The organism is Kitasatospora sp. NPDC056184 (assembly GCF_042268405.1).
Taxonomy (GTDB): Bacteria; Actinomycetota; Actinomycetes; order Streptomycetales; family Streptomycetaceae; genus Kitasatospora.
The window spans coordinates 924,053-938,488 of sequence record NZ_JBHJUI010000001.1 but is presented as its reverse complement, the minus strand read 5'-3'; the positions used below and the strand labels follow the sequence as shown (position 1 = coordinate 938,488).

Genomic DNA, 14,436 nt, shown 5'->3' with positions numbered 1-14,436 from the left:
GGCGGGCCGGCGGCGGTCACGGCCGCATCCGCCCGTCGGCCAGGATCTGGTCGACCGCCGCCGGCCACGAGACGTCGCCGTTCATGTCCACCACCACGCACCGCCAGTCGGCGCACACCCGCTCGTCCAGCTCCCGCTGCACCCGGTGCTGGAGGTCGAGGAAGGCCTCGCGGGTCGCGTAGCCGCCGACCGCCCCGTAGTGCTCCAGCGGGCCCAGCCGCCCGAACTGCGCGGTGCGCCGCTCGTACGCCACCTCCGGGCGCACCCGCAGCACCACCGGCACGACCAGTCCCGACGTCGGGCGCAGCAGGGTGGCGGCGGTGTCCATGGTCTGTTCGGCCTGCCGGTGCAGCAGTGAGCCGGGCCCGCAGTGGTGCTGGACGATGGCGCAGGTCTTGATGACGGAGCGGATGAGGTGGCAGGAGTCGACGAGGACGTTGCCGGTCTCGGCGGCGCGCGGGTGGAGCACCGTCTGCCAGTAGGCCATGGCTCCGGCGATCTCGGTGACCGCGCTGGTGAGCATGGTGCGCGGGTCGTTGCGGGTGATCTCGGAACCGGCCAGTCGCTGTTCCAGGGTGCGGTCGCGCAGGTCGCCGGTGGAGGGCATCTCGGCGGCCAGTTCGGTGCCGTTGTGGGTGAGGGCGCCGGAGTAGAAGGCCCTCAGTGCGCCGTCGTAGAGGGTGCGGTTGAGGTCGGCGGCGTGGCCGGCAGGCTGGTCGAGCAGGTAGGTGCGGCGGGCCATGTTCTCCGCCTTGCCGCCCAGCTGTTCGATCCTGGTGCACAGGGCGGTGGCCACGGTGTCCTTGCCTGCGGCGTCGGTCCCGAGAAGGGTGACGATCCGGCCACCGCCGACATTGTGGTCGTGGGGGTGGGTGGCGGTGGTGTTCATCGTTGCTGGGCCTTTCGGTAGTGGATCAGGGCGCGTCGTAGGTGGCGGCGGTCGAAGTCGGGCCACAGGGTGGGGGTGAACCACCAGCGGGCGTCGGCTGCGCTCCACAGCAGGAAGCCGGAGGAACGCAGTTCGCCGCTGGTGCGGATGATCAGATCCGGCTCGGGCCGGCCGTTGCCGATCTGGCGGGTGATCTGTTCGGGGGTGAGGTGTTCGGCGGCCTCGGCCGCGGTGGCGCCGTGCTGGATGGTGTGTGCGAGGGCGGCGCGCACGGCGGTCACGATCTCGCGGCGCCCGCCGTAGCCGATGGCGAGGTTGACGGTCATCCGGGCGGGCCGATCGGTGTGTTCTTCGGCGAGCGCGAGGATGCGCTTGAGGCGTTCGCTCAGGCCGTCGGTCGTGCCGAGGTGTCGTACGCGCCACCGTTCCTGAAGGGCGAGACGGCGCACGGTCTCGCAGAGCACGTCCATGACCACCTCGACCTCGGCCGGGTCGCGGCGCAAGTTCTCCGTGGAGAGCACCCACAGGGTGACGTGGGGGATCCCGGCCCGGTCCACCCAGTCCAGGACCTGGGGGGTGCGGGCGAAGCCGATGCGGTGGCCGTCGGTGGGGGTGGCCATTCCGTGGCGGCGGGCCCAGCGCCGGTTCCCGTCAAGGACGATCCCCAAGTGCTGTGCAGTCCCTGCGCCTGGCCCGGGCAGCGGGGGACGTCGAGGCGGGCGCGTACACCCTGGCGACGATGAGCCTTCAGGCGATGCTTCGCGGCTACCCGCAGGAGGCGATCGACATGGCCCAGGGCGCCTTCGACCGTGCCCGCCGCCACGCCGCGCCCCGCACGCTCGCGTTCATCAAACTGGCCGAGGCCCGCGCGCACGGCCGGGCCGGCGACTCCCCGGCGGCCGGCCGGGCGCTCGCCGAGTGCGAGCACCTGCTGGATGCCGTACGACCCGACCGGGATCCGGTGCACCTCGCCTACATGACCCACCAGCGGCTCAGCACGGACGCCGCCGAGATCCACACCGACCTGCGCCAGCCCTCGGCCGCGCTGCGCTGGAGTGTCCAGGCCGGGCCCATGTCGGCGAGTGACTTCGCCCGCGCCACCGGCATCCGCCACACCGTCGAAGCCGTCGCCCACCTGCAGATCGGCGACCTCTCCTCCGCGCTGACCGCCGGCACCCGGGCAGTGGCAATCCTCTCGCCGGTGCGCTCCGCTCGCGCCCGCGGCTACCTGCGCGAGGCCACCACCGCGTTCGGGCCCTGGCGCGGGCAATCGGACGTCGAGGACTTCGTCCACCACGCCGGTCGGGTCCTCGCAGGCCGCTGAGATCCTCGCCCGGTCGAAGAAGAACACCGCCACGGACTACCCCTCCTGCCCGTCGGCCGCCCAGCGGCGCCACGGCCGGCACTCCTGCGGGATCGGCGGCCGGCCGCCGAAGGCAGGATCGTCCGGAACCCGCCCGGGCACAGCGGGCCCGGTGGTCGTGCGGTGCTCGGCGAGCGTCTTCACTGCCGGGCCCATGTCCATCCACATCAGCCGCGCGTCCCCGATGAGCTCGCCCAGGACCTCCGCCTGCTGCCTGCCCTCCTTGACCGCGACCAGCAGATCACGGGCCCGCTCGTCGGCCTTGGCCGCGATGCGGCCGGCCTCCCGGGCCTGCCGGATCGCGTCCTGCACCAGCGGAAACGCACCGGCCAGACGGTCCAGGGCTTCGGCGACGGAATGGGCCTGCCCCAGGGCCTGCTGCGCCTGGGCCTCGGCGGCCGCGACCATGTCGGTCGCGTGCTGCAGGTCGCGGGTGGCGGTGTCAAGGCGGGAGGTGACCGCGTGCAGGCGACGCACCGCGGTGGCGTACGCCGCCTGCGTGTCGGCCTTCCGCAGCAGCTGCTCGAAGCCGCGCCGGACGGCGTCCCGGACGGCCTCCGGTCCCGTCTGGCGGTTCGCCTCGATGCAGCCGGCGCGCGCGCAGGGGTGGGTGGCCGGGAGCCTGCCGAGGGCGTGCAGCACGACGACCGCGGCCGCCGGGTCGGACACCCCGAGCGCGCCGTAGACGGCATTGCGCAGCGCGCCGACCTCGCGTTCGCTCAGATCGGTCACCTGGGCGGTCTCGGCCATGGTGTGGCCGGCGGCGGCGAGGGCGATGACCGTGATGTGGGTGTCGCCGAGGGAGGCGAGGTCGGGGGTGGGCAGGGCGAGCGGGATCAGTCCCAGGCGGCAGCCGGTGTCGACGGCCTGCACGATGGTCGCGGCGTCGAGGGCCGTGCGCAGGGCGACGAACTGGCTGTGGATGTCGCGTTCGCGCCGGCGGTGTGGGCGGCGATGGCGGCGGCGGTCCAGCCCGCCGCGATGTAGAGCAGGACGGAGTGCTGGTCGGCGGTGAGCGCGACGGCGCGCCCGCAGGTCGGGCACGGCCGCCCGGTCACCTTGTCGTCGTGGCCGCGGACGGTCGCCTCGGCCTGGCTCCTCCTGGGTGGGCGCGTGGTCACCATGGGGAACGTCCTCCTCGGCGCAGCGTTCCGGTGGCGGCCTTCTCCAGGAGGCGGAGGCTGTCCTGGGGGTCGTGGGAGGTCTCGACGGCCTGGTGGAGCGTGGTGTCCTGGCCGTCGAGGTAGTCGACGAGGGTGTCGTCGGGGCTGGCGGTGACGGTGCGTCCGTTCAGGACGAGTTCGGTGGTGTCGAACCGCAGGTCGGTGCCGGTGGTCTGGGGCAGGATGCGCACCTGAAGGCGGGTGGTGCGGGCGAGGTGTGCCAGGTGGGACATCTGGTCGGCGTGCACGCCGACGGGCAGTCCGCTGTGTTCGGGGTGCAGCAGGTCTTCGGCCAGGAGCAGGACGGTGTCGGCGCCGGACCGCAGGATCCGATGGTCGAAGGCCGTCTTGCGGGCCCGCGCGAGGGCCTGGCGCCACACCAGGACTGGCCCGCCGTCGACGAGCAGGTCCGCCCGGTAGATCCGGCATACCGGGCAGCCGCCCGGCGCCAGCGTCCGCGGCTTCAGCGCCGCGGCCGTCGCCGGCCCGTCGGGTTCCTCCAGGACCAGCGCCCGGCTCGCCAGGTGGGTGCGCAGAAGCGGTGCGGGGACGGCGGTGACGGCGGCCAGCAGCAGGCTTTCGGCGGCGCGTTCGAGGAGCTGGTAGCGGTGCGGGGCGCCGGGCCCGTCGTCCCACCAGCTACGGCCCAGGTCGGTTCGGGCGGCCTGGGTCGCGGCGTGGTGGATGTCGGCGAGCGCGACCAGGCCGGTGTCGTAGGCGCCCAGGAAGGCGCCCAGGCGGCCGGCGGCCGCCGCTTCGCGCAGCGCCCTGCCGCGGCCGGCCTCCACCTCCTGGACGTCCCGGGGGGTGATGGGCGGGGCTCCGGGGGCGAGGCGGTTGGCGGTGTGGGCGATGTCGCCGGGAGTGCGGTTCTGGCATGTGCGCAGGTGGCGCAGCTGGCGGCCGAGAACGTCGTCGCCCAGGGGCGGCAGGCCGGGGGTATCGGTCACGGTGAGAGGGCCGTCCGGTCGCGGGTCGGTAGGGGAAGGGGAAGGGGCTCTGCATCGGCTCGGTGGCCGCGGCGGCCCGGCCGTCCCGGTCCGATGTCCTCCCCAGAACACCGGGCTGGCCGGGCCGTCGCGGTGCCGGTCGGCGTGGGCGGGTCGCGCCCTGGCCGTCGGCCGTCGCCCCGTGTGCCCGCTCGGCACACGGGGTGGTCATCACGCCGGGGCAGCCCGGCATTCGGGGGCCCGGCCCGAGGGTGGGCGCGGGCCGGGGTGGGGTGAAGGAGGTGGTGGGGGCCGGCCCACCCTCATGACGCCGGCCCCCACCCGGGGTGCCGCCGCCCGCACCGTTCCCGCCGGCGGCGGCAGCTCGCGGAGGCACCCCGCGCGAAGGCGCGCCGGGTGTCCGCCGGGAGCGGTGAACCTGGCGCGCCGTCGGCGCGCTGCTCTCCCGCCCCGCCCTTCCACCCGCCCCGAACGCGGTGGAAGGTGAACCCCCGAGGTGCCGGCGGCCCCCGCCGACAGCGCCCCGGGGAGTCTCAGGCTCTTCGCGCGGCCGCGTGGAACCGCGCGAAGGCATCCGCGTCCGGGCCCGCGACCGGCGTCGGCGCGTTGTCGTGCCGCTCGTCGTCGGGCAGGCCGTGCAGGAAGTCGTACTCGTCGCACACGGCGGCCAGAAGCGCCGGCGGGTCCCACAGACCGCCGCTGCCGTCCGGCTCCACCATCCAGTACGGCCGCCTGTCCGCGGCCCGGGCGACTGCTTCCTCCCCGCCGGGACTCCTGTGGGCGACGGGCGGCGCCGGCCTGCGCCTGGGCAGCGCGCGGCCCGGCGCCGGACACGGCAGCACCCCCTCGGTGAGCAGCTCGCCCACTTCCGGTGGCACTGCCACCCACCGGTCCGGAACGGTCAGGAAGGACACCGTCCCGGTGGAGAAGGTGTGCAGGACGGGCCCGTGCTCGGCCAGCACGTGCAGCAGCCGGTAGCCGACCGTCGCGGTCACCCGCAGCGCCCACACCCGCTCGTACGGGATCCCGGCCAGGCGCCCGTCCGCCCAGGCGTCCAGGCACGACGGCGGGTCCGGGTGCAGGCCGGCGAGCCGGCGCAAGCCATCCGGGTTGGCCGGCGGCAGGGCCGACACCAGCGGCGGGAACGGGGCGGAGGCGAACTCCTGGAGCGGGGCGGACACGGTCGGATCCCTCACATCGATGAGTCGGAAGCACGAGTTGGTTCAGGAGAAGGCGCGGGCCCACCGGTGCCGCAGGCGCCGGAAGCGGTGGCGGGCACGGCGCCGAGGCGCGCCCGCGGGCAGCAGGGTGGTGGCCCACACCCGCGTGCCGCGCAGACGCTGCTCGATCCCGGTGTCGGTGGTGTGGATGGCCAGGATCTCCGGGAGCCGGCCGGCGCTCGGTGTGCGCCGCGTCGGGAAGGCACCCGTGCCGGTCAGCACCTCGACGGTCAGCGCCCGGCCGACAAGGACCAGCCGGACGGTGGCCAACTGCCCCTGCCACCTCGGAGGCCGCAGAGCCGCGCCGAAGACGTTGCTGACGACGACGCCGACGGCGAAGGCAGTGTCGTCGTCAAGTGGCACGTCCCAGGACCGCAGCGTCCCGATCACCCTGCGGCGCAGACGCGGGGCGTTCGCCCTGGTCGCGGTCTCCATCAGGTCCATCGCGTGCATCCCGCTCCCCTCCTCCTCTACGGCGAGTGCTCGTCGATGAAGCGGGCCAGCTCCGTCGCGGTCGCGGCGGGCACCAGCCCGATCCGGACCATCGCCTCCCCGGCCGGCCCCACCGGCTCCGGGTAGGCGTCGACCGTCGGGAACGCGCAGCCGATCCGGGCCAACGCCGCGGACAGCGCGGCCGCCGCCTGCTCCGCCCGCTCCACCGCGCCTGCGGCCGTCACGTCGACACCGCCGACGACGCCCGCTCCCGACCCACCAGGTGCAACGGCCCGTACGGGCCGCCGTCCACGAACAGCAGGAAGACGTTGTTGTCAGCCGCCCACTCCACGAGCCGGGCGTAGGCCTCGGCGTCCGGGACGACGTCAGCGAGCCGGTGCACGACGATCCCCCGGACCGTGCCGATCTCGGCCTGCTGCAGCGCCCGCGCCCACTGCGTACGGGCATCGAGCCGCTGCCGGCCCACCGGCGCGCAGTCCCAGAACTCCTCACGCGACGAGACCGCCCAACGGCGCTGCTGCGCCGCGGCCGCGCACTCCCCCAGCGCGGTCAGCGGGCGCGAGATCCCCTCCGACGTGGCGTAGAGGGCGACTCTGCTGATGGGGCTGTTGTGTGATGCAGATTTGAGCATGGCGATACTCCGGAGGGGACGGGAGCCTGGCCGACTGCAATGGTGAAGCGTGCAGACGGCGCAGATACGGGGGAAGAGCTGGAGGGGCGCCCCTTTTCGGGGGGGCCAACTCGGCGCCTCAGACGCCTTGATGACGACCGTGTGGCCGTTGAGCGGCACACGTGATACTCAACACCGGGTTCCTTCCTCTGGGTACAGTCGTCACCACGGAAAGTGGTTTTCCGGGTTTTCAGCCGAGCACGGAGTGGGACTCATGACGGCATCCGAGCAGCCCAGGACCGCACTGCACCGGTTCATCGCCGACCATGGCCTGAGGCTCGACGCCGTGGCCCGTGCCCACTGCCAGCAGGCCGCCATCAACGGCGAACCGGACGTCCGGACGACCAAGTCGACCGTCGCGAACTGGTGCAGTGGCCGGCGCCCGAAGGGGCGGTCCGCGCGCTACCTGGTGCAGGCCCTTGCTCAGCTCACCGGGCAGGTGGTCACACTGGAGGAGATCGGCTACGGCGACCAGCCGCAGGACGCTCCCGTGCTGGCCGGGGATCCGATCGCCGCGACCACCGACCTGGGGAGGACCCTGATGGACACCAGCCGCCGAACATTCCTGCAGCGCGCCGTCTACGTCTCCGCCGCCCTCGCCCTGCCCCTCGGCTACGACCACGAGGCCGTCGCCCGCACCTTGCGCAGCAACGAGCGTGGCACCAGGGTCGGCCGAGCCGACATCGCGGCCGTCCGCCAGACCATTCGCGCGTTCCGGGCCGCCGACGAACAGCTCGGCGGCGGCCACGGCTTGGCGGCCGCCACCTTCTACCTCACCGACGCCGCGGTACCGCTGCTGCGCGGCCAGTTCGGCGACGACACCGTGCGCCGGGACGCCTTCGACGCCACCGCCGAACTCGCCTACCTCCTGGCCTGGAAGCACCACGATCTTGGCCAGGAAGGCGCCGCCCAGCGCTACTACCTGCTCGGCTACCAGCTGGCGTGCGAGTCCGACTACCGAGGCCACAGCGCGTGGATGCTCCGCGCCCTCGCCCACCAGGCGTTGAACCTCAAGCAGCCCGCCCACTGCGTCGACCTTGCGGAGGAGTCGCTTCGCCGCTCGGCCGGCCACATCGACAGCCAGACCCGGGCACTGCTGCTCATCACCACCGCCCGCGCCTACGGGGCGACACGGCAGGGCACCAAGGCCGCGGCCGCGCTGATCGCGGCCGAGGACGCCCTCGGCCGCACCGGCGACCCGGTGGCGCAGTACGCCCTGGCCGTGGGACCCGTCGCCGCCACCATCAGCTCGCACACCGGCAAGACGCTGTCCGAACTCGGCGACCACAGCGGCGCCGAACGGCACCGCCGCGCCGCCCTGGTCGGCCGCAACCCGGAGGAGTTCCGCCGGATCCACGCGCTGACCATGCATGAACTGGCCAGCACCCTGGACAAGCAGGGCCGCATGGACGAGGCGGTGGCAGCATGGCACGAGGCACTGGACCTGATGGACGGGATCGCATCCGAGCGGAACACGGCGTCCATCAAGACCGTCAGCAAGACGATGGCCGGCTACCGAACCCGCGGCGTACGCGGGGCGGGCACCCTGGCGGAGAAGGCCAGGGACGCACTGCTCGCGGCCTGACCGTACGGACCTCGGGCCAGGACGCTCTGCCCTGGTCACGACTCGGCCGCGCAGCCGCCGCACGTACGGGGGATACGCGCACTCCATCAGGTCCACCACCACACACCTGCGGCATCACGGCGTAGGCCAGCTTCTCCAAAGTCGCGGCGGGCTCCGCTGCGGCCTGCTGTGCCTGCTCGACCGCGCTCCCGGTGCTCACGCCGACACCAGCGACGACGTCCGCGCCCGGCCCACCAGGTGCAGCTGGCCGTAGGAGCCGCTGTTGTCGGCCGCCCAGTCCGCGAGCCGGGCGTAGGCCTCCGCGTCCGGAACCATGTCCGCCAGCCGGTGCACGACCACCCCTTGCACCATGCCGATCTCGGCCTGCTGCAAGGCCCGCCCCCACTGCATCCTGGCGTCGAGCCGCTGACGACCGACCGGCGCGCAGTCCCAGAATTCCTCGCACGACGAGACCGCCCAGCGCCGGAGCTGCGCCAGTTCCGCGCACTGCCCGAGCGCGGTCAGCGGGCGCGAGATCTCCTCCGATGTGGCGTAGAGGGCGACTCTGGTGGTGCCGTTGCTGTGTGAAGCGGGTTTGAGCATGGTGTTACTCCGAAAGGGGGACGGGGACCTGCCCGATTGCGGCGACGAAGCGGGCGGACGGCACAGATGCGGGGAAGAGCTAGAGAGGAATCTCTTCGAGGTCAGGGCCAACACGATTCCAGGGGGATAGTGATGACGAATCGTCAGCTGGTGCAGGTGGCGATCTGTGCTGAACCAAGCACACACCGCCAGCGTCCCCGGAACAATGGCGGATGCCGATCCATGAGCGATCCCAAATCCTGAGGAGCGTCGCGATGTCCGAGCGACTACGGAACGATCTGCGCCAGGCGCGCCGGGAGTCCGGGATGTCCTGGGAGCAGTTCGCCCAGGCAACGAGCTTCACCCCGGCGTACCTGCGCAACGTGGAGAACGGGAACAGGTCGGTGACCGTCGACGTGGCCGCGGCCTACGACCGGGCGCTGCGAACGGACGGACGGTTCGCAAGCGAGCTGGCCGATGACGGGACCGTGCCGGCCGCCGTTCCGTGGGGTCAGGACGGGGCGACTCTGCCGGTCCTCACTGACCTCGTGAACGGGAGAAGCGGACGAGTGGATCGCCGGGGGTTCGTCAAGGCCGGAGCCGCACTGTCGGTGTCAGCGGGGAACTGGGCCAAGGCCCTTCCCACCCGCCCCAGCGCTGCTGCCGAGGGCACGCGGAGCACCGGGGGCACGGCCTTGCTCGCCAACATGGCGGGTCGACTTGAGCTCCTGCGTCGGATGGACGACGAGCTCGGCAGCAAGGATGTCCGCGAGCAGGCCTCCGGGGAGCTGTCCCTCGCGGTGACCCTCCTCAAAGCCGGCCGCTACCACGGGGCCGCCGCGAACCGCCTGCTCCGTCTCGCCGGCGAAGCGGCGCGGCAGGTCGCCTGGTGCACCTTCGACCAAGGCCACCGCCCTGGCGATGCCCAGCGGTACTTCGACGCGTCCCTGCGCGCCTCCGCCGAAGCAGGCGACACGGCCGGGGGCGCCTACACGCTCTCGTTCGCGGCCGTCCAGCTCTACTCCACCGGCCAGGCCAACAGCGCGGTGGCGCTCCTGGAGACAGCCCGATCGCAGCTCGGGCGGCACAGCACCCCCCTCATGGAGGCCATGCTCGCCGCCCGCACCGCCCGCGCGCTGTCGAAGACCGGGGCCAAGGCGGCGACCGCTCGCCAACTTCACCTGGCACACGCCATGCTCGACAAAGGCCCGCAGGACGACGAGCCCGACTTCCTCTACTGGGTGACCGCTTCGGAGGTGGAGATGATCGCCGGCTCGTCTGCGCTCGACCTCGGCGACCCGGCCGAGGCGCTGCGCCGCTTCGAGGCCGGCATGCGGGCACACCCCAGCGTCAACGAGGAGTTCCCCCGCAGCCACGTCATCTACCTGGCCCGCGCCGCTGAGGCCCGCCTCGCCCTTACCGACCTCGATGCGGCCGTCGCCGCCGCCTGGCAGGCGGCTACCTGCCTCGGCTCCGTCGACTCGGCCCGCTCCTCTTCCCAGCTCAAGGGGCTGCGGGCCAAACTTGCCCCGCACGCCGCCTACCGGCCCGTCGCGGACTTCCTACAGGCCACCGCCGGGTAGGTGCAGCAGCTCGCGCAGGCGCCGGGCCACCACGTCTTCGTCCAGCCCGAGCAACGGCGTGAAGCCGAGCCGCGCCGCAACCTCCAGGTTCGTTTCGCTGTCATCGACGAACACGCACTCATCCGCGCTCACACCAAGCCGGTCCAACACGATCCGGAAGACAGCCGGATCCGGCTTGCGGACGCCGACGTCCGCGGAGAGCACCACCGCATCGAACACACCGGTGAGGTCGAACCCGGAGTACGGGTCGAACGGTTGGCGACCGAGCGAGTTCGACAGCACCGCCGTCTTGATCCCGGCTGCACGCGCCTGACGAGCGACCTGGAGCACCGCGTAGGCGGGGAAGGCGTCGTGGAGGTACCGCGCCATCAAGTCGGCAGGCTCGACACCGATCAGCTCGCCGAAACCCGAGTTCCAGTCCTCCTGCGTGATCTGGCCGAGCTCCAGTCGGCGGAACAGCTCCTGTCCCTCGGGGGAGGCCCACCCGCGAAGGAACGTACCGTGGACGATCTTCTCCCGGCTTTCGAATCCCTGGATCACCTCGACCATGTTAAAAGTCAAGACACCGAAGAAGTCGAATACCACCGCGCCGAACCGAGTCGCCGGAGATGTCGTCATCCCGGAAGCCTAGGCCGCCCAGCACGTTTCGGGAACAAGCTCCCTCCAGATGTGACTACGCCGGCCCCTGTTCCCTGAAGGCCGCGCGGGAGCAGGAGGAGCCTGCGGCCCGTCCTCGGCGGGCGACCCGGCCGAGCCTCCAGTCGTCGGCCGTAGCCAGCCGATCACCACTCTGACCTGCATCATCGACAATCAGCCGACCCACGGCGCCATGGTGTTGGGCCAACTCAGTTGATCAGGCCCATGCGGCGGTGTCCGAACAGGTCTTCGGGCTCGTAGCTGGCCATGAGCGCGCCGTAGGCGCGGTCCGGGCTGGACACCCCGCGGGCCTTCATCCCCCGTCGAAGACCTTGACGCCGTTGAGGGCACCCGATGTCCGGCCGGGTCCGGCCGGTGGCGCTGCCCGGGGCACACGGGAGGAAGTCGTCCGGGAGCCGCGACGCGGCAGCAACGTGCGGCGAGGGCAGATCGGGGCTGACGCCGTTGGCAATGGCCATCTCGGCGTAGGAGGCGTACAGCTCCATGTTGTCGGGCAGCTCGGGCCGGGACAGTACACCGCTCTCCATCAGGTCCAAGTCGCCACCCCAGCATGCGGTACCTGGCTGCGGCCAGCACCACCGCGGAGATGTCCAGCCCCGTGATGTGGCCGGCCGCCAGGTGCGGTCGCAGGCGCTCCAGCAAGAGGAGGAGGCGGCAGCCCGAGCCTCACGGGCCCGCGCCGTGGCGAGGGCGGCCGTGTTCCGGCGTTCGCCCCGATGTTCCGCCGCCCCGGACGGGCCAGGCGGTGGGGTGCTTCCGACCGTGCGGTTGAGCCGGGTCGGAGTTGGCAATGGCGGGCCCGCCGATACACCGGTGAAGCAGGACATGGAGGATGACGCCCTCGGCCTGACCTGGGGCCGCGCGGACTCCGGCCGGTGTGGAACCGCACCGGCCTGATCGACTTGCGGCACTGGGCCGGGGGAATGACCGTGAAGAGAGAAGGTAAACGGCGCGGCCGGCGGTTCGGCTGCACATGAGGCCCGATCGCGAGTACCTCGGGCAGCCGGCGCGGACGACGCGCGGCACACGAGTGGCAGGGCTCCGGGAACCGCGGCAGGCGCCGATCCGGACGTCCGCGCATCCAGGAGGACGCGATGGCCACTCAGACGTTTTCCTACTACTTCGTCCAGACCTTGCCCCCGGGGTCCCGCTCAGAGGTCACGTGGGGCCCTGATCCGTTCTTCGACCAGGGCACCTTCACCCTGTCCGCCCACCCCGTCACCGACTTGCGGCAGACCCTCTACTGGCTGACGTTCGACGACGTCTCGGTGGGCAAGACGGACATCGGCTCCGGGGACATCGGCAATGTCCAGTCCTACCTCTGGGCGAAGCCGAGGAACAGCGGGCTGAGCGGGCAGGGGACCGTCACGTCCTACACCGCCTACCTCACCCGTACCACCACCTGACCGCGCCCGAGATCGCTGGAGGAACTCGACATGCGCGTTTCTGTCGTACACGACGAGCAGGGATTCATCTCCGCCCTCGTGGCGTCCCCTCCCGGCGCACCGGTGGCCCGCCTTCGGCCGCAGGCGGGTGAGCGCGTTACGGAGTTGGACGTTCCGGAGGTCAGCACCGACGGCGACCCTCAGGAGGTGGTCGGACGCCTGACGGACGTGGTCGAGAACTACCGCGTCGACCTGGCCACCCGGACACTCGCCTCCAAACGGACCTGAGAAGGGCGTTCCCACCGACGAGGCCACCGGCGGCACGGTGGCACGGCGCGGCGAGGATGCAGTCGAGGCGGACACCGTCGTCACGCAAGCCGGACCGGCGGATGCAACACGAACGCCTCCCGGGTGGGGCCGACAGATCCCGTTGAGGACCCGGGGTCAGCCGGAAGACGGGGCAGACCCCACCGGGAGACGCCCATGAGCATCCTCGCTGTCAGAAGGGCAGGACGTGGCGGCTGAAGGCGTCGGTCCAGCCGTTGGTGTCGGCGGGGACGAGGGTGCCGTCCTCGGAGGAGAAGAGGACGGTGGTGCCGAGGCCGCCGACCACGGCGGTGTAGGAGGCGCCGGTGGACTGGGTGCCGTCGGAGGAGAGGCTGACCCGTTCGGTGCGGCCGGTCCACAGGTCGTGGCGGAAGACGTCGTCGGCGCCGTTGGTGTCGTCCGCGACGAAGTTGTCGGCGGAGGAGGTGAAGTACACCCAGCGGTTGCCGGGGGCGATCACCGGGTCGTAGGAGTGGCCGGTGGTGCGGGTGCCGGGCAGGGCGGTCGGCAGGCGGCGCACGGTGTCGGTGCGCAGGTCGCGGACGAGGATCTCCAGGTGGGTCCGCCAGCCGCTGCCGTCCGGCTCGTCGGGGACGAGCAGGGAGTAGGCGGCGAGGCGGCCGTCGGGGCTGAGGGTGCCGCTGTTCACGCCGCGCAGCGCGCCGGTCCCGTCGGTGCTGGCGCCGCTGGTCCGGCCGGTGGCGAGGTCGTGGACGTAGAACGGGTAGAGGCGGGGCTTGGCGAGGCCGTGCCCGGGGGCGTCGGCGGGCTCAGGCTCGGGCTCGGCCGCGGGCTCGCCGCCCTCGCCGGGCGGCAGGAGGTTGGTGGCCCGGGAGATGAAGCCGACGCTTCCGCCGTCGGCGCTGATCACCGGCCAGAAGGACGGCCGGTTGGCCGGGGTGCCGTCCGCGCCCACGGTGATCAGGCGGGTGGTGCCGGTCCAGCGGTCGGTCACGTAGACGTTGTCCCGCGGCGGGGTGTCGCCGGGGACCAGGTCGGTGCGGGTCGAGGCGAAGGCCACGTAGCGGCCGTCGGCGCTGATGCTCGGGGTGAAGGAGCCGCGGGCGGGTTCCTCGCGGGCCGGGTCGCCGGCGGTGATCCGCTCGGTGCGGCCGGTCCAGCGGTCGCGGAGGTAGATGTCCTCGGCGCCGTTGGTGTCGCCCGGGACCAGCGCCGCGTCGGAGGTGAAGACGACGTGGCGGCCGATGGCGTCGATCGCGCCCTCGGAGGAGTGGGCGTCGGCCTGTCCGCCCGAGGCGGTGAGGCTGACCCGCTCGGTGCGGCCGGAGAGCAGGTCGCGGACGAAGACGTCGGTCACGCCGTTGGTGTCGCCGGGCACCAGGTTGCCGGCGTCGGAGCCGAGCACGGCCCAACGGCCGTCCGCACTCAGGCCGGTGGGCGAGGTCTGCCCGTCGGGCTGGGCGCCGCCGAGGCCGGTGCTGATCCGGGCGGTGCGCGCCCACGGCGGGCCGCTGCCCGCCGGGTCGGCCTGGGCCGTCCCGGTCGCCGCGGCCCCGGCCAGAACGGCGGCGGCCAGCAGTGCCCCCGTTCGTACGGCCCTCGTCGTCCGTGAGCTCCGTGAACTCCGTGAACTCCGTGGTGCGGTGGTCATGGCGGGCTCCCTCCCCTG

Annotated in this window: 17 protein-coding genes; 5 read left to right on the top strand and 12 right to left on the bottom strand. The window is 72.7% G+C overall.

Annotation, left to right across the window (positions count from 1 at the left end; translation table 11 throughout):
* Positions 1 to 16 precede the first annotated feature (16 nt).
* Both ACFC0B_RS03525 and uppS read right to left on the bottom strand, forming a co-directional pair.
* Positions 17 to 889, bottom strand: coding sequence for a hypothetical protein (locus tag ACFC0B_RS03525; RefSeq protein WP_376081532.1), 873 nt, complete (start codon positions 887 to 889; stop codon positions 17 to 19).
* On the bottom strand, positions 886 to 1,509 hold the full coding sequence (uppS, locus tag ACFC0B_RS03520) for a polyprenyl diphosphate synthase (protein WP_376081529.1): 624 nt from the start codon (positions 1,507 to 1,509) through the stop codon (positions 886 to 888). The genes ACFC0B_RS03525 and uppS overlap by 4 nt, the downstream gene beginning before the upstream one ends.
* A gap of 53 nt (positions 1,510 to 1,562) precedes the next feature.
* On the opposite strand from uppS, the gene ACFC0B_RS03515 reads away from it, so the two are divergent.
* Positions 1,563 to 2,213 (top strand): hypothetical protein, encoded by a 651-nt coding sequence (locus ACFC0B_RS03515; RefSeq protein WP_376081526.1) that lies wholly within the window; start codon positions 1,563 to 1,565, stop codon positions 2,211 to 2,213.
* A gap of 36 nt (positions 2,214 to 2,249) precedes the next feature.
* Here ACFC0B_RS03515 and ACFC0B_RS03510 read toward each other — a convergent pair whose 3' ends face one another.
* The 6 genes from ACFC0B_RS03510 to ACFC0B_RS03485 all read right to left on the bottom strand — a co-directional run bounded on the left by ACFC0B_RS03510 (position 2,250) and on the right by ACFC0B_RS03485 (position 6,669).
* Positions 2,250 to 3,296 carry a hypothetical protein gene (locus tag ACFC0B_RS03510; RefSeq protein ID WP_376081523.1) on the bottom strand — a complete coding sequence of 349 codons (1,047 nt, stop codon included), beginning with the start codon at positions 3,294 to 3,296 and terminating at the stop codon, positions 2,250 to 2,252.
* 73 nt (positions 3,297 to 3,369) lie between these two features.
* Positions 3,370 to 4,365: a hypothetical protein gene (locus ACFC0B_RS03505; RefSeq protein WP_376081521.1), complete on the bottom strand. Its 996-nt coding sequence runs from the start codon at positions 4,363 to 4,365 to the stop codon at positions 3,370 to 3,372.
* A 533-nt stretch (positions 4,366 to 4,898) separates the two neighbouring features.
* Complete coding sequence (locus ACFC0B_RS03500) at positions 4,899 to 5,546, bottom strand: hypothetical protein (protein ID WP_376081518.1); 648 nt, start codon at positions 5,544 to 5,546, stop codon at positions 4,899 to 4,901.
* A 42-nt stretch (positions 5,547 to 5,588) separates the two neighbouring features.
* Entirely contained in the window at positions 5,589 to 6,038 is a 450-nt protein-coding gene (locus ACFC0B_RS03495) for a hypothetical protein (RefSeq protein ID WP_376081516.1), read from the bottom strand.
* Between the two features lie 17 nt (positions 6,039 to 6,055).
* Positions 6,056 to 6,262 (bottom strand): hypothetical protein, encoded by a 207-nt coding sequence (locus ACFC0B_RS03490; RefSeq protein ID WP_376081515.1) that lies wholly within the window; start codon positions 6,260 to 6,262, stop codon positions 6,056 to 6,058.
* Positions 6,259 to 6,669 carry a hypothetical protein gene (locus ACFC0B_RS03485; RefSeq protein WP_376081513.1) on the bottom strand — a complete coding sequence of 137 codons (411 nt, stop codon included), beginning with the start codon at positions 6,667 to 6,669 and terminating at the stop codon, positions 6,259 to 6,261. Before ACFC0B_RS03485 ends, ACFC0B_RS03490 begins: the two co-directional genes overlap by 4 nt.
* A gap of 253 nt (positions 6,670 to 6,922) precedes the next feature.
* Between ACFC0B_RS03485 and ACFC0B_RS03480 the strand changes: the two genes are divergently transcribed.
* On the top strand, positions 6,923 to 8,293 hold the full coding sequence (locus ACFC0B_RS03480; protein ID WP_376081510.1) for a tetratricopeptide repeat protein: 1,371 nt from the start codon (positions 6,923 to 6,925) through the stop codon (positions 8,291 to 8,293).
* Between the two features lie 195 nt (positions 8,294 to 8,488).
* Here ACFC0B_RS03480 and ACFC0B_RS03475 read toward each other — a convergent pair whose 3' ends face one another.
* Positions 8,489 to 8,875 (bottom strand): hypothetical protein, encoded by a 387-nt coding sequence (locus ACFC0B_RS03475; protein ID WP_376081509.1) that lies wholly within the window; start codon positions 8,873 to 8,875, stop codon positions 8,489 to 8,491.
* Positions 8,876 to 9,129: 254 nt separating this feature from the next.
* On the opposite strand from ACFC0B_RS03475, the gene ACFC0B_RS03470 reads away from it, so the two are divergent.
* The gene (locus ACFC0B_RS03470) at positions 9,130 to 10,437 is read left to right on the top strand and encodes a helix-turn-helix domain-containing protein (RefSeq protein WP_376081506.1); all 1,308 of its coding nucleotides are present in this window, start codon (positions 9,130 to 9,132) and stop codon (positions 10,435 to 10,437) included.
* On the opposite strand, the gene ACFC0B_RS03465 is transcribed toward ACFC0B_RS03470, so the two are convergent.
* A complete protein-coding gene (locus tag ACFC0B_RS03465) occupies positions 10,417 to 11,055 on the bottom strand; it encodes an HAD family hydrolase (protein WP_376081503.1) in 639 nt (212 codons plus the stop codon). The two genes, ACFC0B_RS03470 and ACFC0B_RS03465, sit on opposite strands and share 21 nt — an antisense overlap.
* Before the next feature lie 227 nt (positions 11,056 to 11,282).
* Positions 11,283 to 11,630, bottom strand: coding sequence for a hypothetical protein (locus tag ACFC0B_RS03460; RefSeq protein ID WP_376081500.1), 348 nt, complete (start codon positions 11,628 to 11,630; stop codon positions 11,283 to 11,285).
* Positions 11,631 to 12,188: 558 nt separating this feature from the next.
* On the opposite strand from ACFC0B_RS03460, the gene ACFC0B_RS03455 reads away from it, so the two are divergent.
* The gene (locus ACFC0B_RS03455) at positions 12,189 to 12,500 is read left to right on the top strand and encodes a hypothetical protein (protein ID WP_376081498.1); all 312 of its coding nucleotides are present in this window, start codon (positions 12,189 to 12,191) and stop codon (positions 12,498 to 12,500) included.
* 30 nt (positions 12,501 to 12,530) lie between these two features.
* On the top strand, positions 12,531 to 12,767 hold the full coding sequence (locus ACFC0B_RS03450) for a hypothetical protein (protein ID WP_376081495.1): 237 nt from the start codon (positions 12,531 to 12,533) through the stop codon (positions 12,765 to 12,767).
* A gap of 211 nt (positions 12,768 to 12,978) precedes the next feature.
* Here ACFC0B_RS03450 and ACFC0B_RS03445 read toward each other — a convergent pair whose 3' ends face one another.
* Positions 12,979 to 14,418, bottom strand: coding sequence for a hypothetical protein (locus ACFC0B_RS03445; protein WP_376081493.1), 1,440 nt, complete (start codon positions 14,416 to 14,418; stop codon positions 12,979 to 12,981).
* Positions 14,419 to 14,436: the final 18 nt, after the last annotated feature.